Annotated in this window: 17 protein-coding genes; 8 read left to right on the forward strand and 9 right to left on the reverse strand. The window is 69.4% G+C overall.

Annotation, left to right across the window (positions count from 1 at the left end; translation table 11 throughout):
* Window positions 1–4: 4 nt before the first annotated feature.
* Window positions 5–2,455 (reverse strand): DNA gyrase/topoisomerase IV subunit A, encoded by a 2,451-nt coding sequence (locus tag ACOPJ3_RS09045; RefSeq protein WP_427868860.1) that lies wholly within the window; start codon window positions 2,453–2,455, stop codon window positions 5–7.
* A gap of 9 nt (window positions 2,456–2,464) precedes the next feature.
* Here ACOPJ3_RS09045 and ACOPJ3_RS09050 point away from each other — a divergent pair, with 9 nt between their 5' ends.
* The gene (locus tag ACOPJ3_RS09050; protein WP_427868861.1) at window positions 2,465–3,703 is read left to right on the forward strand and encodes an alkaline phosphatase family protein; all 1,239 of its coding nucleotides are present in this window, start codon (window positions 2,465–2,467) and stop codon (window positions 3,701–3,703) included.
* Between the two features lie 49 nt (window positions 3,704–3,752).
* Here the strand turns inward: ACOPJ3_RS09050 and sepH are convergent, their stop codons facing one another.
* Complete coding sequence (sepH, locus tag ACOPJ3_RS09055; RefSeq protein WP_427868862.1) at window positions 3,753–5,093, reverse strand: septation protein SepH; 1,341 nt, start codon at window positions 5,091–5,093, stop codon at window positions 3,753–3,755.
* Between the two features lie 211 nt (window positions 5,094–5,304).
* Here sepH and ACOPJ3_RS09060 point away from each other — a divergent pair, with 211 nt between their 5' ends.
* Entirely contained in the window at window positions 5,305–5,595 is a 291-nt protein-coding gene (locus tag ACOPJ3_RS09060; RefSeq protein WP_427868863.1) for a DUF4193 domain-containing protein, read from the forward strand.
* Window positions 5,596–5,694: 99 nt separating this feature from the next.
* Here the strand turns inward: ACOPJ3_RS09060 and ACOPJ3_RS09065 are convergent, their stop codons facing one another.
* Entirely contained in the window at window positions 5,695–6,165 is a 471-nt protein-coding gene (locus ACOPJ3_RS09065; RefSeq protein WP_427868864.1) for a DUF3093 domain-containing protein, read from the reverse strand.
* A 108-nt stretch (window positions 6,166–6,273) separates the two neighbouring features.
* Between ACOPJ3_RS09065 and dut the strand changes: the two genes are divergently transcribed.
* The 4 genes from dut (at window position 6,274) to acnA (ending at window position 11,078) form a co-directional block, all read left to right on the forward strand.
* Window positions 6,274–6,720, forward strand: a complete 447-nt coding sequence (gene dut / locus ACOPJ3_RS09070) for a dUTP diphosphatase (protein ID WP_427868865.1) — start codon at window positions 6,274–6,276, stop codon at window positions 6,718–6,720.
* Between the two features lie 62 nt (window positions 6,721–6,782).
* Entirely contained in the window at window positions 6,783–7,460 is a 678-nt protein-coding gene (locus ACOPJ3_RS09075; protein ID WP_427868866.1) for a DUF3710 domain-containing protein, read from the forward strand.
* Entirely contained in the window at window positions 7,457–8,341 is an 885-nt protein-coding gene (locus ACOPJ3_RS09080; protein WP_427868867.1) for a DUF3159 domain-containing protein, read from the forward strand. Before ACOPJ3_RS09075 ends, ACOPJ3_RS09080 begins: the two co-directional genes overlap by 4 nt.
* 67 nt (window positions 8,342–8,408) lie before the next feature.
* A complete protein-coding gene (gene acnA, locus ACOPJ3_RS09085; RefSeq protein WP_427868868.1) occupies window positions 8,409–11,078 on the forward strand; it encodes an aconitate hydratase AcnA in 2,670 nt (889 codons plus the stop codon).
* A 97-nt stretch (window positions 11,079–11,175) separates the two neighbouring features.
* Here acnA and ACOPJ3_RS09090 read toward each other — a convergent pair whose 3' ends face one another.
* Together ACOPJ3_RS09090 and ACOPJ3_RS09095 are read right to left on the reverse strand one after the other, a co-directional pair.
* Window positions 11,176–12,546 carry an MFS transporter gene (locus tag ACOPJ3_RS09090; protein WP_427868869.1) on the reverse strand — a complete coding sequence of 457 codons (1,371 nt, stop codon included), beginning with the start codon at window positions 12,544–12,546 and terminating at the stop codon, window positions 11,176–11,178.
* Window positions 12,547–12,576: 30 nt separating this feature from the next.
* Window positions 12,577–13,605: an MBL fold metallo-hydrolase gene (locus tag ACOPJ3_RS09095; RefSeq protein ID WP_427868870.1), complete on the reverse strand. Its 1,029-nt coding sequence runs from the start codon at window positions 13,603–13,605 to the stop codon at window positions 12,577–12,579.
* A 108-nt stretch (window positions 13,606–13,713) separates the two neighbouring features.
* On the opposite strand from ACOPJ3_RS09095, the gene ACOPJ3_RS09100 reads away from it, so the two are divergent.
* Both ACOPJ3_RS09100 and dxs read left to right on the forward strand, forming a co-directional pair.
* Window positions 13,714–14,625: a LysR family transcriptional regulator gene (locus ACOPJ3_RS09100; RefSeq protein ID WP_427868871.1), complete on the forward strand. Its 912-nt coding sequence runs from the start codon at window positions 13,714–13,716 to the stop codon at window positions 14,623–14,625.
* Window positions 14,626–15,196: 571 nt separating this feature from the next.
* The gene (dxs, locus tag ACOPJ3_RS09105; RefSeq protein ID WP_427868872.1) at window positions 15,197–17,146 is read left to right on the forward strand and encodes a 1-deoxy-D-xylulose-5-phosphate synthase; all 1,950 of its coding nucleotides are present in this window, start codon (window positions 15,197–15,199) and stop codon (window positions 17,144–17,146) included.
* Between the two features lie 123 nt (window positions 17,147–17,269).
* Here the strand turns inward: dxs and ACOPJ3_RS09110 are convergent, their stop codons facing one another.
* The 4 genes from ACOPJ3_RS09110 to ACOPJ3_RS09125 form a co-directional block, all read right to left on the reverse strand.
* Window positions 17,270–19,405 (reverse strand): 3-hydroxyacyl-CoA dehydrogenase NAD-binding domain-containing protein, encoded by a 2,136-nt coding sequence (locus ACOPJ3_RS09110; RefSeq protein WP_427868873.1) that lies wholly within the window; start codon window positions 19,403–19,405, stop codon window positions 17,270–17,272.
* Between the two features lie 3 nt (window positions 19,406–19,408).
* Window positions 19,409–20,611: a thiolase family protein gene (locus tag ACOPJ3_RS09115; protein ID WP_427868874.1), complete on the reverse strand. Its 1,203-nt coding sequence runs from the start codon at window positions 20,609–20,611 to the stop codon at window positions 19,409–19,411.
* A gap of 115 nt (window positions 20,612–20,726) precedes the next feature.
* Window positions 20,727–21,914 carry an HRDC domain-containing protein gene (locus ACOPJ3_RS09120; RefSeq protein ID WP_427868875.1) on the reverse strand — a complete coding sequence of 396 codons (1,188 nt, stop codon included), beginning with the start codon at window positions 21,912–21,914 and terminating at the stop codon, window positions 20,727–20,729.
* Window positions 21,915–21,916: 2 nt separating this feature from the next.
* Window positions 21,917–22,540, reverse strand: a complete 624-nt coding sequence (locus ACOPJ3_RS09125; RefSeq protein WP_427871198.1) for a DUF3000 domain-containing protein — start codon at window positions 22,538–22,540, stop codon at window positions 21,917–21,919.
* Window positions 22,541–22,572 lie beyond the last annotated feature (32 nt).

The raw sequence follows: 22,572 nt of genomic DNA on the forward strand, positions 1-22,572 counted from the left end.
CCGCCTACGGCGCGGTGCCGACGTAGGCGGCGGAGCCGTCGATGGGCTGGCCCGAGCCGTCGCGCTTGCCGAGCTCGGTGGGCAGCTTGCGGGCGGTACCGTCCGTCGCGAGGGCGCGCGGCTCACCGACGCCGACCCAGGCGCACGCGATCTGGTCCTCCCACTTGAGGAAGCGCTGCGCGCGCACGCCGCCCGTCGCGCGGCCCTTCGCGGGGAACTCCGCCCAGTCCGAGACCTTCGCCGTCGCGACGTCGGTGCCGGGCAGCGTGATCGAGCTGTCGGCGATCGTGACAACGCGCGCGGCGGCGCCCTCCGGCACGGCCCCGGCGAACACGACACGCGCCTCGCTGGAAAGCCTGATCCCGGCCATGCCGGACGCCGGCCGGCCCTGCGGCCGCACCGCGGCGGCCGAGAAGCGCAGCAGCTGCGCGTCGCTCGTCACCGCCGCGAACTCGGTGTCGTCGGGCGCAGGGAACACGTCCACGAGCTCGTCGCCGGCCTTCAGCCCGATCACCTCGAAGTCGGGCTTCGCCGGCAGGTCCGTGAGCACGACCCGCTTCACGACGCCCTGGCGCGTAAACATGCCGATGGGCGTCTCGGTGTCGATCGGCACGACGCCGACGACCCGGAGCTTCTTGTCGGTCACACCGATGTAGTCGAGCAGCTTCGTGCCGCCGGAGAACGCGATGCTCGCGGCGGGCATGAGCGGCAGGTCGACCGGCGTGAAGCGGTGCAGCGTGCCGTTCGAGAGGACGGCGCCGAACTCGCCGCGCACCGTGCCCTCGACGGCGGATCGGACCGCGCCGTGCTTCGTCGCCCGCGACGCGTTGCGCGGCGAGTCGAGCGCCTCCGGATCCCGGTCGATTCGGATTGCGCGCCCCGTCACCGAGAACAGCACGGTGCAGGGGGAGTCGGCGACCTCGAGCGACGCGGCGGACGCCGCGGCTCGAGTCGGCCGCACGACCGCGCCCGTCAGCACTGTGCGCCGCGGCGTACCGAACGCCTCGGCGGCCTCGTCGAGCTCCTGCGCGACGACCCCGTGTAGCCGGGCCTCGCTGCCGAGTATCTCGAGCAGCCGCTCGATCTCCGCGTTCAGCTCGTCGCGCTCGCCCTCGAGCTCCACGCGCGAAAACTTCGTCAGCCGGCGCAGCCGCAGCTCGAGGATGTACTCGGCCTGCAGCTCGGAGAGGTCGAAGACCTGCATGAGTCGCGCGCGCGCCGACTCTGCGTCGTCGCTCGTGCGGATGAGCTGGATGACCTCGTCAATGTCCAGGATCGCGATGAGCAGGCCCTCGACGAGGTGCAGCCGCTCGCGGCGCTTGCGCAGCCGATATTCGGAGCGCCGCCTGATGACCTGGATCCGGTGGTCGAGGAAGACGCGCAGCATCTCGCGCAGTCCGAGGGTCTGCGGCTGCCCCTTCACGAGCGCGACGGAGTTGATGCTGAAGGAGTCCTCGAGCGGGGTGTAGCGGTAGAGCTGCTCGAGCACGGCCTCGGGGGAGAAGCCCGTCTTCAGGGTGATGACGAGGCGGAGGCCGTTCTTGCGGTCGGTGAGATCCGCGACGTCCGAGATCCCGGAGAGCTTCTTCGCCTCGACGCCCTGCTTGATCTTCTCGATCACGCGCTCGGGCCCGACCAGGTAGGGGAGCTCGGTCACGACGAGACCCGTGCGGCGCGGGCCGATCTGCTCGACCGACACCTTCGCGCGCGTGCGGAACGCCCCGCGGCCCGTGCGGTACGCGTCCTTGACCCCGTCGAGCCCGACGATCGTGCCGCCACCAGGCAGATCCGGCCCCGGAATGAACTCCATGAGCTCCTCGACCGTGGCCTGCGGGTGCGCGAGCAGGTGCTTCGCACCGTCGACGACCTCGACGAGGTTGTGCGGCGCGAGGTTCGTCGCCATGCCGACGGCGATGCCGCTCGCGCCGTTGACCAGCAGGTTCGGCACGGCGGAGGGCAGCACGTCGGGCTGCATGATCTGGTTGTCGTAGTTCGGCACGAAGTCGACGACGTCCTCGTCGATCGACTGCGTCATCGCGAGCGCGGCGCCAGCGAGCCTCGCCTCCGTGTATCGCGAGGCGGCCGGGCCGTCGTCGAGCGAGCCGAAGTTGCCGTGCCCGTCGACGAGCGGCAGCCGCATCGCGAAGTCCTGCGAGAGCCGCACGAGCGCGTCGTAGATCGACGAGTCGCCGTGCGGGTGTAGCTTGCCCATGACCTCGCCGACGACGCGCGCCGACTTCACATGCCCCTTCTCGGGCCGCAGCCCCATGTCCATCATCATGAACAGGATCCGGCGCTGAACGGGCTTCAATCCGTCGCGCGCGTCCGGCAGGGCGCGCGAGTAGATCACGGAGTAGGCGTACTCGAGGAACGAACCCTCCATCTCCTGGGAGATGTCGATGTCCTCGATCCGTTCGCCGGCGATCTCGTGGGGTGCTCTGGGCGATTCGGTCATAATGGGCTCATGGTACCGACGACCGGCGACAACGGCGCGAGGCTGGCCGCGATTCTGCCAAGCGGGCTCTCCGCGATGGCTCGCGGGATCGGGATCGACCCCGCCGAGGCGCTGTCCGGCTGGATCGGCGCGCCGCGCGCGGCGGCTGCCTCAGCGCTCGACGCCGCCCAGCTCCCGCCCGTGCGCTCCTTTGTGATGGTCGTCGTCGACGGCCTCGGCCACGCGAACCTCGGCGCGCGCATCGGCCACGCGCCGAACATCGCCGCGATGCAGCGCAAGCGCATCGAGACGGTCTGCCCGTCGACCACGGGCGCGGCCCTCACGACGCTCACGACGGGCCGGCTCCCCGGCGCCCACGGCCTCATCGGGTACCGGATCATGCACCCGGAGCACGGCCTCCTCACGACGCTCACCGACTGGGAAGGGATCCCGAACCGCCGCGAGTGGCAGCTCTGCCCGCCGCTGTTCGGCGCCGTACGGGATCTCGCCGCTCAGGATCTCGGCGCCCGCGCCGTCGCGATCGGCCGGCCGGCGCACGCGTCCGGGGGCCTCACGGAGGCGATCCTCGCGGGGGCGGAGTACGTTTCCGGGCAGCGGATCGCCGACCGCTTCGCGGCGGCCTCGGCGGCCGTCCGCGTCGGAGAACCCCTGCTCGCGTACGTGTACGTCGACGAGCTCGACCGCGCGGCCCACAAGGAGGGCTGGCAGAGCGATGCCTGGGTGCGCCGCCTGGAGCAGCTCGACGAGGCCCTCGGCGACTTCCTGCGCTCGCTCCCGGGCGACGTCGGCGTCGTGCTCACCGCGGACCACGGCATGGTCGACGTCGCGGAGCACCAGCGGCTCATGCTCGACGACCACCCGTTCGTCGCCGCGGGCGTGCGCGACTTCGGCGGGGAGCCCCGGTTCCGCTCGCTGTTCCTCGCGGACGGCGTCGATCCCGGATCCTTCGCCGCGGAGCTCGCCGCCGCCGAGGGGCAGCGCGCCTGGGTCGCGACCCGCGACGAGGCGATCGCCTCGGGCATGTTCGGCCCGCTCGCGCCGGGCGTCGCGGAGCGCCTCGGCGACGTGCTCATCGGGGCGAAGAAGCAGGTCGCCTACTACGCGGCCTCGGACAGCCCGCAGGCGCTCGACATGGTCGGGCAGCACGGCGCGCTCACCGAGGAGGAGCGGGGCGTGCCGCTCGCGCTCGCCGGAGCATTCGCCGGCTCTGGCTTCGCCTCGGCCGTCGCAAAGCTCGCGGCGGCCTGAGCCGGCCGGATCCGGCCGCGGCCGGGTGCCGAGCCGAACCGAGCCAAATCTAGTCCGCGGGATCCTCGTCGCTGCGGGTGCCGAAGAGGATGTCGTCCCAACTCGGGATCGAGGCGCGGCCCTTGCGGGGCGAGCGCTCCGTCTCGGCGGGCTGCCCGCCGTTGGGCCCAGCCTCGGACCCGCGGTCGGCGGGGCTCGGGCGCTCGACGAGTCGGGGCACCTGCGGCGCGCCTGGGTTCGCGTCGCGGCCGGCGCCGGGGCCCGCGGAGGGGCCTGCGTCGCTCGACACGCCGGCTCCGCCCCAGATGCTGCGGGGCTTCGGGCGCGGCGCCTCATCCTCGGGCATCGGGACGTCGAGCGTCGGCTGCTCGGCGGTCGGGTGCTCGCGCTCGGGCTGCTGCGTGCCCGCGGGGTGGTTGCCCACGGGCTCGCTGGGGCGCGCACCGCGCTGGTCACGCTCGCCGCGGCGCTTGCGCAGGGCGTCGAGGAGGTCGGCCGTCTGGCTGAGGTCCTCGGGGGAGTCGTCGCTCGTCTTGATCGCGCGCTGGTCGATCTCGCGGCGGCGCTCGTACTCCGCGGCGGCGTCGTCCTGCTCGGAACGGCTGCCGGCGTCGGAGCGGCCACCGGCGTCAGTGCGGCTGCCGGCGTCGGAGCGGCCGGATCCGGATCCGGAACCCGAATCGGCGGAGGCCCCGGTGGCGTCAGCGGCGCCGGCGGACTGGCCGCCGTCGGCCGCGCCGTCCGCGCCGCCCAGCTCGTTCGTGTCGAACGCGCCGGAGTCGAAGCGGCCGGACTTCTCGCGGTCGTCGACGGCGCGCAGCTTCGGGATGAGCCGGTCGCCGACGTCGCCCTGCTTCGAGAGGCTGACGGCGTCGGGGTTCTCGGGGGAGAGCACGCCGGTGCGGTGCTCGAACGCCCAGACGGCGCGGTGCGCGACGTCGCGGGAGATGAACTCGAGGGCGACCATCCAGCCGGTGGTCTCGTCCTTCCAGGAGGACCACTCGCTCGCGTCGGCGCCGAGGCTGACGAGGCGCTCCGCGATGACCTCGCCGAACTTCTCCTCACTCTCCTCGGTCGCATCGGTGCGCACGGGCACGGCGTGCGCGCGCTCGAGGATGTACCTGCGCTCGGCCAGCACGGGCTCCTCGTAGCGTTCGACGTCGGCCTCTTCGGTTCCGGTCTCTTCCATCACCTCGGCGCGGGTCTTTCCGGCGCGGATGAGCGCCTGGATCTCGCGGGGCCTGACCTTGCCGACCGCGGGCTCGCGGCGGTTCAGGTGCTTGAGCTCGGCCAGTACGGCGTCGTCGACGACGAGGCGGAACTCCTCGTCCGCTTCGTTCGCGAGGATCAACGAGCGGTCGTCACGTCGCACAAAGCGCAGTTCATCCATCGGCGCATTCCTTCCGGGTCGTGCACCAGCGTGCCATAGTCCATTGAAGTTCCGCGGTATTGACCCGGGCGGGGTCGAAAGTTCAGGTCGCACGCAATACGCGCTCAGTGAACTCGGAGCGCCGAAGTTTGCGCAATGGGCCCTTCGTGGGGCAGACTATGGCCGCTCGAAGGATGAAGTGCCGCAACTGGCACGGGAGTGCAGGGAGAGAATGGCAACCGACTACGACGCACCGCGCAAGACTGAAGAAGACGCCGAGTCGATCGAAGCCTTGAAGGAACGGGGGCCTGCGAAGGGCGCTTCGGGACTCGATTCGGAGGATGCGGACAACCCGAGCTTCGACCTGGGTGGTTCCGACCTTTCCGATGTCGAGCTCGACGTCGTCGTGCTCCCGCAGCAGGACGACGAGTTCACGTGCGTGAGCTGCTTCCTCGTCCGGCACCGCTCACAGATGGACCACCAGACCGACCTGGGGCCGGTCTGCGCGGAATGCTCAGCCTAGAAAGCATCGCTTTCTAGCGCATTCCGCGCCGGCGCCACCGCGCCGGGAATGCGCAGGCGAGCGCCCGCAGCACCACACGGCCGAGGCCGCCCGCTTTTTCTAGCGGGCGGCCTCGATTGCGTCTGCGAGGCGCTGCGGGTGCCTCGTGGTCAGGATCCAGTACGGCGCGGGATCCGCTGCGTCGATGTTCTCGATCCGGACGCCGCGGTGGATCCAGCCCCGCACGAGCAGGTAGCTGCGGGCGTCGAGCCCGGGACCGATCGCGGCGCGAAGCCCCTCGGCTCCGAGCAGCTCGACGCGCCCGAGTTCCGTGAGGGGGATCGTCGCGCGTCCTGCGGTGAGGTTGCCGCCACTGATCGCGATCACGGGGCTCATGAGGAAGAGCGCGAGCAGGACGAGCAGGAACACCGCGATCCCGACGGGCAGCGCGATCCCGCTGTTGATCGGCATGAGCACGAGCGTGACGCCCGGGATCAGCAGCAGCAACGCGAGAAACAGGCCAGGTCCGGGGAGAAGTCGTTCACGGTAGGGGCGGGCGGGCGCGGCCGCCGCCGAAGCGTTGCTCGTCATGCCCCCATTATCCCCCGCCGCCCTGTGTCCCTGGCGATCCGGGTTCCCGGCGAGCCGAGGCGTTCGCGGCCTGGGCCCCTCCCAGAGCTGATCCGATAACCTGTCCGGGTGACTGATGTCGTGAACATTCCCATGAAGGCCGACAACGCCGAGCAGATCCCGGGCTACGCGCACTGGGACGACGCCGGGGCGGATCTCCGCTCGAGCGAGTCGCTCGAGCTCGGCCCGGGCGAGCGCGCGCTCGTCGGAACGGGGGTGTCGATCGCACTGCCCACCGGGTACGCCGCGTTCGTGGTGCCCCGGAGCGGCCTCGCGGCGAAGCACGGCATCACGGTCGTCAATTCACCGGGAACGGTCGACGCCGGCTATCGCGGCGAAATCAAGGTCACCCTGCTCAACACGGATCGCGAACGACCGTTCGCGATCGAGCGGGGAGACCGGATCGCGCAGATCATTGTGATGCCGGTGTCGCGCGCCGTGTTTCAGCCCGTCGCGGAGCTCCCCGAGAGCGAGCGCGGCGAGGGCGGCTTCGGATCGACCGGCGTTTCCGGCTGATCCGACCGCGCGCGGAGTAGAGTCGTCCAGATCAGGGCAGAGATGTTGAGGAGTATGCAGGCATGAGCGAAGAGCAGCAGGGCGCGGCCGACGAGGTCGAGCTTCACGAGAGCGACCAGGTCGAGATCGACGAGTCGAAGTCGGCGCCGGAGGATCGCGCGATCGCGGGCCCCTTCGACGTGACCGAGGTCCCGGCCATGCGGCCGTACGTCGACCTGGGCGGCATCAAGGTCGCTCCGCGCGAGGGCCTGCAGCTCCGCCTGGAGGTCGACGAGCGCGCCGGCCGCGTGCTGGCCGTCTCGCTCGAATACCAGGGCTCGCTGCTCCAGGTGCAGGCGTTCTCCGCCCCCAAGTCGACGGGCCTCTGGAACCGCGTCCGCGCCGAGGTCACGCAGCAGATGGCAGCGCAGGGCGCGAGCGTCACCGAGGAGGAGGGCCAGCTCGGCCCCGAGCTCCTCGTGCGGACGCAGGCCCCCGCAGAGCAGGGCGGCGGCGAGCGTGTCGTGCGCTTCGTCGCGGTCGACGGCCCGCGCTGGATGCTGCGCGGCGTGATCATGGGGCAGGCCGCGGTCGACACCGGGGCCCGCGACGGGATCCTCGAGCTCTTCCGCGAGCTCGTCGTGGTGCGCGGCGACCAGCCGATGCCCCCGAGCGAGCTGCTTCCGCTGCGCGTCCCCGCGGGCGCGCAGGGCCAGGCGCAGGGCCAGGCCGAGCAGCAGGGCGGGGCCCAGCCCGCGTGAGCGGAGCCGACGCGCGACCCGAGGATCCGGCGCTGCCCGGCGATCCGGCGCTGCCCGGCGGCCCAACGCGGCCCGGAGGCCCGGCACAGCCCGGCGATCCTGCGCCCGAGGCGACGACGCCCCTCGAACCGCCAACCGCCGCCCCGGCCTCACCCCTCGAGGGCGCCCTCGGCGGCTCCCTCGGCCGAACGGTGCGCGCCGGCCTCGGCGGCGAGTCGCTGAGCGGCCGCGGCGTGCTCGACGCGATCGGCGGCTGGCGCGGGATCGCGGAGACCCTGGTCCCCGGCCTCCTCTTCCTCATCATCTTCACCTTCACCCGCGACGCGCGCGTCTCCGCGATCGCCCCGGCGGCGCTCGCGCTCGGCGCGATCGCCGTGCGGCTGATCCGGCGCGAGCCGCTCGCTTCGGTGTTCTCCGGCGCGATCGGCGTCGGGATCGCGGTCGCCGCGACGATGCTCACGGGCCGCGGCGAGGACTACTACCTGCCCGGCTTCATCACGAACATCGTGTGGGCGGCGGGCCTCCTCATCTCGGTGCTCGTTGGCTGGCCGCTGCTCGGGATCGCGCTCGGCGCGTTCCGCGGCAGCCTCACCGCGTGGCGGCGGGAGAAGCCGCTCAGGCGCGCCGCGACCTGGCTCACGCTCGTGTGGTGCGGGCTCTTCATCGCGCGACTCGCCGTGCAGGTTCCGCTCTACCTCGCAGCGAAGGACGGGGGAGATCCCTCGGCGACGGACGCCCTCGGGATCGCGCGCCTCGTGATGGGTGTGCCGCTCTTCGCGCTCGTGGTCGTGTTTACGTGGATGGTGCTGAACCGCCTGGCACCTTCATCTGATGATCCGGATCCGGATTCCGTTGCCAGCACAGGGGAGAACACCCCGTAGGCGTGCACTTTCGGGTCTCCGTTTCGGTGTAGAATTATCTCGACATCGAGAGATTTGGAGGAGTCTCATGGCAGCCGTCAACAGCTTCGACGCGAAGAGTACACTCGCCGTCGGCACCAAGGAATACGACATCTATCGGATCGACCGGGTGGCCGGTCACGAGCGGCTGCCCTACAGCCTGAAGGTGCTCCTCGAGAACCTGCTCCGCACCGAGGATGGCGCGAACGTCACGAAGGCCCACATTGAGGCCCTCGGCGGCTGGGATCCCAACGCCCAGCCCGACACCGAGATCCAGTTCACGCCCGCGCGCGTGATCATGCAGGACTTCACGGGCGTGCCCTGCGTCGTCGACCTCGCCACCATGCGCGAGGCCGTCACCGACCTGGGCGGCGATCCCGACAAGATCAACCCGCTCGCTCCCGCCGAGCTCGTGATCGACCACTCGGTCATCTCCGACGTCTACGGCAGCCCGGACGCGTTCAAGAAGAACGTCGAGATCGAATACCAGCGCAACGGCGAGCGGTACCAGTTCCTCCGCTGGGGCCAGGGCGCCTTCGACGACTTCAAGGTCGTTCCGCCCGGGACGGGCATCGTCCACCAGGTCAACATCGAGTACCTGGCGCGCGTCACCTTCACGCGCGACGCGGACGGCAAGACCCTCGCGTACCCCGACACCTGCGTCGGCACCGACTCGCACACGACGATGCAGAACGGCCTCGGCGTGCTCGGCTGGGGCGTCGGCGGCATCGAGGCGGAGGCCGCCATGCTCGGCCAGCCGATCTCCATGCTGATCCCGCGCGTCGTCGGCTTCAAGCTGTCGGGCCAGATCCCGGCCGGCGTGACCGCGACCGACGTCGTGCTCACGATCACCCAGATGCTGCGCAAGCACGGTGTCGTGGGCAAGTTCGTCGAGTTCTACGGCGAGGGCGTCGGCTCGGTGCCGCTCGCGAACCGCGCGACCATCGGCAACATGAGCCCCGAGTTCGGCTCGACGGCCGCGATGTTCCCGGTCGACGACGTCACGCTCGACTACCTGCGCCTCACGGGCCGCCCGGAGGAGCAGATCGAGCTCATCAAGGCGTACACGCAGGCACAGGGCATGTGGCACGATCCGGCGCACGAGCCCGAGTTCAGCGAGTACCTCGAGCTCGATCTCGGCACGGTCGTCTCCTCGATCGCTGGCCCGAAGCGCCCGCAGGATCGCATCGAGCTCACCGCGGCGAAGGATCAGTTCGAGACCGACCTCAAGAACTACGCCGAGGCGGCGAACCCCGCCAAGGTGAAGGACGAGCACGGTCGCGAATTCGAGATCGATCACGGCGCGGTCACCCTCGCCTCGATCACCTCGTGCACGAACACCTCGAACCCGTCGGTCATGCTCGCCGCAGGCGTGCTCGCCCGCAACGCGGTCGCGAAGGGCCTGAAGGCGAAGCCGTGGGTCAAGACCACGCTCGCGCCGGGCTCGAAGGTCGTCACCGACTACTACGAGAAGTCGGGCCTCCGCGACGACCTCGAGGCGCTCGGCTTCTTCCTCGTCGGCTACGGCTGCATGACCTGCATCGGCAACTCGGGCCCGCTGAACGAGGAGATCTCGGCGGCGGTCAACGACAACGATCTCGCGGTCACCGCGGTGCTCTCGGGCAACCGCAACTTCGAGGGTCGCATCAACCCCGACATCAAGATGAACTACCTCGCGAGCCCGCCGCTCGTCGTGGCGTACTCGCTCGCGGGCACGATGGACTTCGACTTCGAGAACGAGGCGCTCGGCGAGGATGCGGACGGCAACGACGTGTTCCTGCGCGACATCTGGCCGGATCCGGTCGAGGTGCAGAAGATCGCCGACGCGTCGATCGACTCCGACATGTTCAACTCGAAGTACGCGACCGTCTTCGACGGCGACGAGCACTGGAAGTCGCTGCCGACCCCGGCCGGCAACACCTTCGAGTGGGACGAGAAGTCGACCTACGTGCGCAAGGCGCCCTACTTCGACGACATGAAGCTCGAACCGGAGGCCGTCACCGACGTCTCGGGTGCGCGCGTCCTCGCGAAGCTCGGCGACTCGGTCACGACCGACCACATCAGCCCGGCCGGTAGCTTCCGCGCCGAGACCCCGGCCGGCCAGTACCTGGTCGCGAACGGGATCTCGCCGAAGGACTTCAACACCTACGGCTCGCGCCGAGGCAACCACGAGGTCATGATCCGCGGCACCTTCGCGAACATCCGCCTCCGCAACCAGCTCCTCGACAACGTCGAGGGCGGGTTCACGCGCGACTTCACGCAGGCCGACGGCCCGCAGAGCACGATCTACGACGCGTCGCAGAACTACCAGGCAGCGGGTATCCCGCTCGTGGTGCTCGGCGGCAAGGAGTACGGCTCGGGCTCGTCGCGCGACTGGGCGGCGAAGGGCACGCGCCTCCTCGGCGTCAAGGCCGTCATCGCCGAGAGCTTCGAGCGGATCCACCGCTCGAACCTGATCGGCATGGGCGTGCTGCCGCTGCAGTTCCCCGCGGGGGAGAGCGCCGATTCGCTCGGCCTCGACGGCACGGAGACGTTCGACATCTCGGGCGTCACCGCGCTCAACGAGGGCGTCACTCCGAAGACCGTGAAGGTCACCGCGACGAAGGCTGACGGCGGCGTCGTCGAGTTCGATGCGGTCGTGCGCATCGACACGCCGGGCGAGGCGGACTACTACCGCAACGGCGGCATCCTGCAGTACGTGCTGCGCTCGCTCGTCTGATCCTCGGATCGCGGCTTCGGCCCGGGTGCTTCGGCACCCGAGCCGTAGCCGTGCGCCCGCGGGCCTCTGTCCCGGGACCCGAGGGAACCGAGTGCGACTAGTCGATGCGGCGGTCCCTGCCCTCCGGCGTCACGAGTACCGCGACTGCCGCCAGCGCGAAGATTCCAATCCAGAACACCGCGACAGGCCAGGCTGCCGAGAATCCGAGCACGAGGCTCGTGGCGATGAGCGGCGAGAAGCCAGCTCCGAGCGTGGAGGCGGTCTGGTAGGCGGCCGACGCGCCGGTAAAGCGAAGCGCCGTAGGGAATTGCTCGGCCACGAATGCGGCCATCGGGCCATAAACAATACCCTGCACGATCCCATTGCCAACGATGATTGCGATGGCGAAGCCCCACACTGTGCCGGTCTGCAAGAGAGCGATGATAGGGAAGGCGAGTATCGCGCCCAATACGCAGCCGGCAACAATCACGGCGCGACGCCCGAGCCGGTCGCTCACCTTTGCCGCTGCGATCGCAATGACGACTGTGCTCACTGCGCCAACTGCCTTCCAGTTGAGAACGCCAGTTGCGTTGGCGCCGTGACCCACAGCCTCTGAGACGCCCCACACGGTCATGAGCCCCTGTGTGACGGTGAAGGCGAGCACGGCCACGAGTGCAACCACAACCGTGCGCCAGTGGAGACGCAGAACCTCGAGAATGGGCACACGCTTCTTCTCACTCTGCTGATCGAGCCGCACGAACATGGGCGTTTCCGCCACGCGAAGACGGATCACCAGTCCTACCGCGAGCAGCACAACGCTCAGGAGGAACGGCACCCGCCAGCCCCACGACAGAAACTTATCTTCGGGCAAATTCGAGAACAGCCCGAGCATGAGGGTTGCCAACACGGCACCCACCGGGCCTCCGGCGTTCGCGAGGCCGGCGGCGAGACCGCGGCTCTTCTTAGGCGCGTGTTCCAGCGCGATTAGCACGGCGCCTCCCCACTCGCCCCCGACTGAGACCCCCTGAACGATGCGCAGCACCACGAGCGCAATCGGTGCGGCGATACCGATGGTCGACGTTGAGGGGAGTAGACCCATGATGATCGATGCCGTGCCCATCAAGACCATCGAGAGGATCAGCACGTTCTTACGTCCGTACTTGTCGCCGAAGTGACCGAATACGATACCGCCCAGAGGTCGGGCAAGATAGCCCACAGCGAATGTAGCGAACGAGGCGAAGATCGCGAAGCCCGGCGGCAGATTCGAAAAGAATACTTTGCTAAACACGATGCTCGAGGCCGTCGCGTAAAGAATGAAATCGTAGAACTCGATCATCGAACCCATGAAGCTCGAGGCGATCACACGACGCATGTCGCGTGTGGTCATTGAACGCTGGGTCCCATCGGCTTCGGTACTCGTGCCGACACCATAGGCCTCGGGTTCGGGGGTGCTGGCCGTGGAGTGCGACGTGCGCGGTGTGGTCATCATCGACCTTTCTAGAGGGGGGTGGGGAGGGGGTCACAAGGTACTCGGCGCCGGTCGGCGGGAAAACTCGAGGACGTCGAGGTCGTCGGGGATGAGGACCTTACCGGGCGCGGCAGCAGCCGCTCGTCGCCAGTCCGCTTTGGGGAGGCTGCCTGGCACGAGGTGGTGGATCGCGAGCTGCCGTGCACCCGCTTCAGCTGCGATGCCCGCGGCCTCGGCAACTGAAGTATGGGATTTGTAGTGGTGATCCCTCGAGGCGCGGGCCGTGCTTTCGGTGCGACCACCGTAGCGTTCCTCAACCCAGTCGAAGCTGATGGCCTCGTGCAATAGCAGGTCGACGCCTTCGGCGAGGCGGACCATGTTGTCCGTTCTGGCCGTGTCCCCGGAAATGGCCACCGAACCCTCCTCGGTTGTGAAACGAAAGCCGAACGCAGGGGCGATGGGTGGATGCTCGACGAGGATCGCCTCGACGCGGACACGGTCATCTTCGAAGACGGTGAATGGCATCATTTCGGGAGTCTGGTGGTCGTTGGGGTGGAAGCCGATGCCGGGGGGCAACTCGATGTCTTGGGCGGCGAAAAGATCGAGGGGGGAAGGGCGGAGGGCATCAAGCACCCGATCGTTGAGGTCGGTGGCGTGCGCCTCCATCAGCAACCGGAACATGTCGACGGTGCCGGGGGTGGGACGCGCGGGCGAGACTGGCCGCACTTCACCCTCCGCGCGCGGGGAAACTCTCGGGAGCATGCCGCGGTCACCCGGACCGATGATCGGGACCGGAGCGCGGTCTCCGACGAGCCCGAACATGCCAAATAAGGCAAGGTTGACGAGGTCAGTGGTGTGATCGGAATGCAGATGGGTCAGGAAGATGCCGCCGAGCGAGTCCATCTCAAGGCCCGCGCGCGCGAACTGCCGGCCTGCGCCGAGGCCAGTGTCGACGAGATAGCTCCGATCTCCGACCACCACCGCCGTCGAAATACCGAACCGCGAGGTTGAGGTGATCGGTGTCCACCAGCGGGGGCCGCCCGCGGTGCCGAGCGTTACGATCCGGGGGCTGTCTGCCACGGTGCTCCTCCTTTGGAACGACAGGTGTTGCGTAAGCAGTCACTAGTCTGAGGAGCTTCATTACCTTTGTAAAACGGATAAAACTGAATTGGAGCATAAACTGCATTTATGATCACCGCGACACTGCGTCAGCTCGAATATTTTGTTGCCGCCGCCGAGAGCGGCACCGTGAGCGCAGCAGCTCGACGCTGCTCGGCCTCGCAGGCCGCCGTGTCGACGGCCCTCGGTGAGTTGGAACGCGGCCTAGGCATTCAGCTCTTCGTCCGCCGCACAGCCAAGGGCGTACGACTCACGCGGGGTGGGGAGCGCGCACTTCCGGTGGCTCGCCGTATGCTCGGGGACGCTCGCGAGCTCGGTCAACTCGCGGCGGCCGAGGCAGGAGCGGTGGCCGGGCCCCTCCGACTAGCATGCACGAGCGCACTCTCCACGCGATTGTTGCCCGCGCTTGCCGCCGCCTTCCGCGTCGAGCACCCGTTCATCGATCTCGACCTGGTCGACGGCCTTGCCACCCAAGTCCAAAATATGGTGTTGCGAGGCGAGTCCGACGCGTGCCTGCTTTACCGGAGACAGCTCGAGTCCGACCTCGAAGCCGTCTCGATCCGGATGATCCAGCCGTACGCAGTGATCGCTGCGCAGCACCCGCTCGCCATTCGGGAAAGCGTGTCGCTACGGGAACTCGCGCACGAACCACTGATCATCGTGAATCCCAAAGGATCACGTAGCGTGATTGAACGACTGTTCGACGAGGCCGGCATCGAGCCTCTGCGCGGCTGGGCATTCTCGAACCCTGAGACGGTTCGGGCCATGGTTGCGCGTGGCCTCGGATACTCGGTGTTCAGTGGGCGCCCCGCCCTGGACGAAAGCTTGGACGGAGGCAGGGTGCGCTACTTGCCGATCTCCGACCCGATCACACCAAATGAGGTGGTTCTGGCCACCCCGCGGGGCCAGCAGAAGACTGCACGGCTCGAGGCGTTGGGCGGACTGCTCAGACAGAAAACGATTCTTGCTTCACTGGGCTGAGACACGGCTGATTTGCGTCCCGTCTGTCGCCCTGGTGTTGTTACCTGTGACCTTGTGAAAGTTTGCGGCACCGCAAGCCCTTCGACAGTGGAGGGTTCGCCACACCTCAACTGCTTCACCGGAGGTCTTCGCGCACCGCACTCACGGTGAACCTCGCCCTCCATTCGTCAGCTCGGCAGGCAGCCAACGCTCGGCCACCCTGATCGGTGAATTCGCCTGGTCTTCCAAGCGGGACCTAAATTTTTTCCACATCCCTTCTACGTGGGGCTCTGGTTTTGCGTTCCTCAGGAGTCGCTGAGAAAGATCTGAGATCGAGCCCTGGTCTCTGGCTGGGCGGGACGACAGCTGCCGTGCGCCTCGTGCTCCAGGGCATCCTGCAGTACGTGCTGCGCTCGCTCGTCTGATCCTCGGATTGCGGCTACGGCCCGGGTGCTTCGGCACCCGGGCCGATCCCGTTTCCACGCACATTCAGTCCAGTTTGACCCCGGCTGAATGGGGCCCACCGGGTGATCCGGGTAGACTGATGGGATGCTTCCGCCCCGCGGCGGAGCGTGCGAACGGAGGTTGACGGGTGACGATCCTGGATCGAATCGAGGGCCCACGCGACCTCGACGCGCTGAGCCTCGAGGAGTGCGCGAAGCTCGCGGCCGAGATCCGGGAGTTCCTGATCGCGGAGGTCGCGAAGACGGGCGGGCACCTGGGGCCGAACCTCGGCGTGGTCGAGCTCACGATCGCCCTGCACCGCGTGTTCGAGTCGCCGCGGGATCCGATCGTCTTCGACACGGGCCACCAGAGCTACGTGCACAAGCTGCTCACCGGTCGCAAGGACTTCTCGGGGCTGCGCCAGCGCGGCGGCCTCGCCGGCTACCCGCAGCGCTCGGAGTCGGAGCACGACATCGTCGAGAGCTCGCACGCGTCCAGCTCGCTGAGCTGGGCGGACGGCATCTCGCGCGCGTTCTCCCGCACGGGCCAGGCCGACCGCAACGTCGTCGCGATCGTGGGCGACGGCGCGCTCACGGGCGGGATGACGTGGGAGGCCCTGAACAACATCACGGACGACAACGACCGCAACCTCGTGATCGTCGTGAACGACAACGGCCGCAGCTACGCCCCGACGATCGGCGGCATGGCGCGCTTCCTGAATGGCGTGCGCTCGAAGGGCGCCTACCGCGACCTCCAAGAGGGCAGCGAGAAGCTCTTCTCCCGCCTGGGCCGCCCCGGCCGCACCCTCTACCGCGGCACCCGCGGCGCCCTGCATGGCTTTCTCAGCCGCGCGAGCAACAACGACCACCTGTACTCGAACCTCGACATCAAGTACCTGGGGCCCATCGACGGGCACGACCTGCGCGCGCTCGAGGAGACGCTGCAGCAGGCAAAGGACTACGGCCGCCCGACGCTCGTGCACGTCATCACGGAGAAGGGGCGCGGCTACGCGCCGGCCGAGAACGACGTCGCCGACCAGTTCCACTCGGTGGGGCAGATCGATCCGGAGACCGGGGAGCCGATCTCGGCGGGATCCGGCCGCAGCTGGACCTCGGTGTTCCGGGATCGCATCACGGAGCTCGCCGACGAGAACGAGCGCATCGTCGCGATCACCGCGGCGATGCTCGCGCCGACGGGCCTCGACAAGCTCGCCGAGCGGCACCCGGGCCGCGTCTACGACGTCGGCATCGCCGAGCAGCACGCGGTCACGACCGCGGCTGGCCTCGCCTACGGCGGCCTGCACCCGGTCGTCGCTATCTACGCGACCTTCATGAACCGGGCCTTCGACCAGCTCCTCATGGACGTCGCCCTGCACCGCGCCGGTGTCACGTTCGTGCTGGATCGCTCCGGTATCACCGGGCCGGACGGGCCGAGCCACAACGGCGTCTGGGACCTCGCGACGCTCCAGGTCGTGCCTGGGATCCGGATCGCGGCCCCGCGCGACGAGGCGACCCTCGAGGAGCTCCTCACGGAGGCAGTCGCGATCGACGACGGGCCGACCGTGATCCGGTACCCGAAGGGCCCGGTCGGCTCGCCGCTCCCGGCGCTCCGCCGCACGCTCGACGGCGTCGACGTGCTGCGCGAGGACATGCCGATCGGCCCGGCGCAGGCCGACGTGCTCTTCGTGGGGGTCGGGCCCATGACGCGGGTCGCGCTCGACGCCGCTTCACTCCTTGCTGAACAGGGGATCACCTCGACCGTGATCGACCCGCGCTGGGTCGTTCCCGTGGCCGACTCGGTCGTGTCGCTCGCGCGCGCCCACCGCCTGCTGATCAGCCTCGAGGACGGGATCCGGGTCGGGGGAGTCGGCACGCGGATCCGGCAGGCGCTCCGCGACGCGGGCGTCGACACGGCCGTGGCCGAGCTCGGGACGCCCGACGAGTTCCCGGAGCACGCCTCCCGCACGGAGCTCCTGGAGCAGGCCGGCCTCACGCCGGCGCAGATCGCCGCCGACGTGGCCGAGCAGGTGCGCGGCACCCGGATCCCGATCGCCCGCCCGGCGGGCGTCCCCACGGAGGCGATCCGCCTCCCCAACTAGCCCCGCGCGGTTGTTAGCGATTTCGGGGGTTCGCGGGGGGCCCAAGCCCCGAAATCGCTAACAACCGCCACCCGGGCACAGCGGAGGGCCCGGCGCCGAAGCGCCGGGCCCTCGTGCGGATCGCTAGGCCTGACCCGCCACTCGCGGGTCGTGGAACGTCGCGCCGAACACGCGCTCGCTCGCACCGACGCGGTCGAGGTACGGGGTCGCGCCACCCGCCTGGAACGGCCAGCCGGCGCCCAGGATCAGGCAGAGGTCGATGTCCTCGGCGGCCGCGACCACGCCCTCGTCGAGCATGATCTTGATCTCGCCGGCGAGCTCGTCCTCGACGCGGCGGAGGATCTCCTCCTCGCTCACGGCGGTGTTGCCGAGCCTCACGGCCTTCTTGCCCGCCTTCGACAGGTCCTCGACCTTTCCGAGCTTCGACTTCACGAGCGGCGAGTCGACTTCGGCGAGGCGGTGCAGGTTGTCCGAGGCGTAGAAGCGCTCCGGGAACGCGCCGACCATCGTGTCCTGCACGTGCGCCGCGACCTTCCAGCCCACGAGGTCGATGAGCTCGAACGGGCCCATCGGCAGGCCAATCGGGGCGAGCGCCCGCTCGACCACGGGAAGCGGCGTGCCCTCGTCGAGCGCGCGCGCCGCCTCGCCCATGACCTTGGCGAGCAGGCGGTTTACGACGAAGCCGGGGCGGTCGGCCGTGATCACGGCGCTCTTGCCGAGCTTGCGCGCGACCACCATCGCGGTCGACAGCGTCGGATCGTCGGTCGCCGGGGTCTTCACGACCTCGATGAGCGGCATCACCGCGACGGGGTTGAAGAAGTGGAAGCCGACGAGGCGCTCCGGGTGCGCGAGCTTCGCGCCGATCTCCTCGACCGAGAGCGAGGAGGTGTTCGTCGCGAGCACCGCGGTCTCCGAGATGATCGGCTCGATCTCCGCGAACACCTGCTGCTTGACCGAGAGCTCCTCGAAGACGGCCTCGATGACCCAGTCGCAGTCGGCGTAGAGCGCCTTGTCGGTCGTGCCGCTCACGAGCGCCTTGACCTGGTTCGCGTCGTCAGACGACAGGCGACCCTTCTCCTGCATCTTGTCGATCTCGCCGCGGATGTACTCGAGGCCCTTGTCGACGCGCGCCTGGTCGAGGTCGGTGATGAGTACGGGGACGCGGAGCTTGCGCGCGAAGAGCAGCGCGAACTGGCTTGCCATCAGGCCTGCGCCGATGACGCCGACCTTCTTGACGGGCTTCGCGAGCTCCTTGTCGGGCGCGCCAGCCGGGCGCTTCGCGCGCTTCTGCACGAGGTCGAACGCGTAGATGGACGCCGCGAACTGGTCGCCAGAGATGAGCTCGGCGAGGGCGTCGTCCTCGCGCTCGAAGCCGCGCTCGCGGTCGTTGTCCTTCGCTGCGCTGAGCAGGTCGAGCGCGACGTAGGGCGACTTCGCCGCGGTGCCGATGCGGGCGCGCAGCGTATCGCGCGCGATCTTGATCGCGGCCGGCCACTTGGTGAGCCGCTCGAGCTTGCCCGGCTCGTGCTTGCGCTCCACCTTGATCTTGCCCGTGATCACGCCGTCGGCCCACAGCACGGACTGCTCGAGGAACGAGGCGGGCCCGAACATCGCGTCGAAGAGCCCGAGCTCGAACGCCTGCGCCGGCTTCAGCATGCGGTTGTTCTTGAGCGGGTTCGAGACGATGATCTCGAGCGCCTTCTCGATCCCGATCAGGTTCGGCACGATCGTCGCGCCGCCCCAGCCGGGGATGATGCCGAGGAAGACCTCGGGGAAGGCGAGCGCGGCGGCCGAGGAGTCGAGCGTGCGATAGTCGCTGTTCAGCGCGATCTCCATGGCGCCGCCGAGCGCGAGCCCGTTGACGAAGGAGAAGGACGGCACGCCGAGCGTGCCGAGCTTGCCGAGCACAAAGTGGCCCATCTGCGCCATGAGGCGCGCGTTCTCCGGTGTCGCGAGCGTGCCCACCTTCGAGAGGTCGGCGCCCGCGGCGAAGATGAACGGCTTGCCCGTGATCGCGACGGCCTGGATCTCGCCGCGGGCGGCGCGGGTCCGCTGCTCGTCGAGCACCTTGCCGAGCTGTTCGAGCGTGCGCGGCCCGAGCGTGTTCGGGCGGGTGTAGTCGCGCCCGTTGTCGAGCGTGATGAGCGCGAGCGTGCCGCCCGAGGGGAGCGCGACGTCGCGGACGAAGCTCTCGGTCACGACCTCATCGGCCGAGGCCTCGATGAGCGGCGTGAAGTCGATGCGTGAGTAGTCGGTCATGGCTTACTTGCCCTTCTTGCCGTCGAAGTGGGGGTTCTCCCAGATCGCGGTGCCGCCCTGGCCGAGGCCGACGCACATCGCGGTGACGCCGAAGCGCACGTCCGGGCGCTGCTCGAACTGGCGAGCGAGCTGGATCATGAGGCGCACGCCGGAGGCGGCGAGCGGGTGGCCGAGCGCGATCGCGCCGCCCCACGGGTTGACCCGCGGATCCTCGTCGGCGATCCCGAAGTGGTCCGTGAACGAGAGCACCTGCACGGCGAACGCCTCGTTGAGCTCGAAGAGCCCGATGTCGGAGATCTTGAGCCCGGCGCGCTTGAGCGCCTTCTCGGTCGAGGGGACGGGGCCGAGGCCCATGACCTCGGGCTCGACGCCCGCGAAGGCGAAGCTCACGAGGCGCATCTTGGCGCTGAGGCCGAGCTCGCGCGCGGTGTCTGCGCCGGCCATAAACGACATGGTCGCGCCGTCGGTGAGCGGCGACGCGTTGCCCGCGGTCACGCGGCCGTGCGGCCGGAACGGGGTCTTGAGGCCCGCGAGGCCCTCCATCGTGGTTTCGGGGCGGCGGCCCTCGTCCTCGGTCGCGAGACCCCAGCCGGACTCGGATCGGGTCGCGACGGGCACGAGGTCGGCCTGGATGTCGCCGCGATCGTATGCCGCCTGCACCTTGTGCTGGCTCAGCATGCCGAAGCGGTCGGCGCGCTCCTTCGTGAGCTCGGGGAAGCGATCGTGGAGGCGCTCGGCCGTGATGCCCATGTTGAGGGCGTCGGGGCTCACGAGCTTCTCGGCGACGAAGCGGGGGTTCGGATCCGCGTCGAGTCCGATCGGGTGGCGGCCCATGTGCTCGACGCCGCCTGCGACGGCGATGTCGTACTGGCCGGATCCGATCGCCGCGCCCATGAACGAGGCGACCGTGAGGGCGCCGGCGCACATGCGGTCGAGGGCGAAGCCGGGGACCGTCACGGGCACGCCAGCGAGCATCGACACGGTGCGGCCGAGGGTCAGGCCTTGGTCGCCCTGCTGCGTCGTTGCTGCGACTCCGACGTCGTCGATCCGGTCGAGGGGGAGCGAGGGGTTGCGTTCGATGAGCCCCTGCAGCGCCTTGACCGCCAGGTCGTCGGCGCGCGTCCCCGCGTACATGCCTTTGTCTCCGGCGCGTCCGAACGGGGTGCGCACCCCGTCAACGAACACGACGTCTCTCATTGCGGCCACTTCGCCTCCATACAGGTATGTGATCTTGCGTCACACACCAGTGTAGAGACTGAGTCTCAAAGGCGAAGCATAAAGTGCCGGTTCACGGGAAAATCCCGCAGAGACGCAGTTCCACTTATGCGAGGTCTACAAAAGCAGCACTGATAATTGGTGCGGTTATGCCAAGCTGCCAGTCGCGCGCTCCGAGCTCTTTGAGACGGAGTGCAATCGCCTCGGGCGTCGCCGGCTGAGGCGGCTGCCAGGCCACCCGGCGAAGGTGCTCGGGGGTCAGCAGATTCTCGATCGGCATGCCCTGCCGCTCGGCCTCCGCCTCGACGCCGGCGCGCGCCGCCGCGAGCCGCGCGGCGGCCTCCGGGTGGCGCTGCGCCCAGCCGCGATGGTGCGGGATCGAGTCAGGATCCCGGGGCTTCGGCCCCGGCAGATCCTCGGTCGTCTTGCCGCGCATGATCGCCTCCCACCAGAGGTCGATCTCGGATCGGCTCGCCCGCCCGCGGAACGTCTGCAGCTTCGCGAGGTCGCCCTTCGAGCGCGGGTTCGCCGCGGCGGCGGCCACGAGCGAGGCGTCGGGCACGAGCCGGCCGGGCGCAACGTCGCGAGCCCGGGCGAGCGCGTCGCGCGCGACCCACAGCTCGCGGGCGAGCGCGAGCGCGCGCGGCGACTTCAGGGCGTGGCCCCCGGAGAGGCGGCGCCACGGCTCGCCCACCTTCGGGCGGAACTCCCGCGTGCGCACGGCCTCGAACTCCTGGCGCGCGAACTCGGTCTTGCCCTGCTCCTCGAGGTTCGCCTCGACGGCGTCGCGCAGATCGGGCAGCAGGGCGACGTCGAGAGCGGCGTACTCGAGCCAGGATCCGGGCAGCGGCCGCTGCGACCAGTCGGCGGCGGAGTGCGCCTTCTCGAGTTTGATCCCGAGCAGCGACTCGACGATCGCGCCGAGGCCGACCCGCTCCATGCCGAGCAGCCGCGCGGCGAGCTCCGTGTCGAAGATCCGCTCGGGGTGCATGCCGAGCTCGTCGAGGCACGGGATGTCCTGCGAGGCGGCGTGCAGGATCCACTCCTCCTCGCGGATCGCGTCGGCGATGGGCTCGAAGCTGCCGACCGTCGTCGGGTCGAAGAGGAAGGTGCCGGATCCGCGGCGGTGCAGCTGCACGAGGTAGGCCTCTGAGCCGTAGCGGAAGCCGGAGGCGCGCTCGGCGTCGACGCCGACGGGGCCGTGCCCCTCGGCGAGCGCGTCAGCGGCGTCGGCGAGCTGGGCGCCGTCCGTGACGAGCGTCCACGTGGGATCGAGCTCGGACTGATCCACCATCGTTAGGACTCCTCGCCGGGTGCGTGCTCCTTGCGTGCTGCGGCACGGGCCCCGTCACCCGCGCCCTGATGCGGCAGCCCCGAGAGCAGGCAGAGGAGCTCCGACCATGCTTCGGCGTGCGCCGCGAAATCGTGTCCAAGCGGCGTCCACGACGCGCGCAGCTCGATCTGGGCGGCGTCGCCCTGAGCCTCGAGCGTGCCGAAGCCGCTCGAGAGCGTCTTCGTCGCGGTGCCGGAAAGATAGGTGTACTGCGCCCCGCGCTCGGACAGCGCGTCGACGAGCCAGGACCATGCGACGTCCGAGATGAACGGGTCGACGCCGATCTCCACCTCGAGGGGGGCCTGCGCGAAGCACACGATCCGGAATGGGGAGCCCCACTCGGGCGCGGATGCGGGGTCGTGCATGAGCACGAGCCGGCCTGCGCCGTCCGCCGAGTCGATGCTGCCGCCCTCGCCGTTCTCTCGCCGCGGGCCGCGCATGACGCCGGCCGCGAGCGCGATCGAGTCGGGAGCGATCCGCTCGGGGGCGGGAATCTCCTGCACGACGAGCTCACTCCGCAGCCGCGCGCCGCGAATCTGCTCGGCCGCTGCGGCGAACTCGGCGGGGCGTCCCGCGATCCTTGCCATCACACGGGGAACACTAGAGTTTCCTGTAAGGG

Source organism: Leucobacter luti, from assembly GCF_050310065.1.
Taxonomy (GTDB): domain Bacteria; phylum Actinomycetota; class Actinomycetes; order Actinomycetales; family Microbacteriaceae; genus Leucobacter; species Leucobacter luti_B.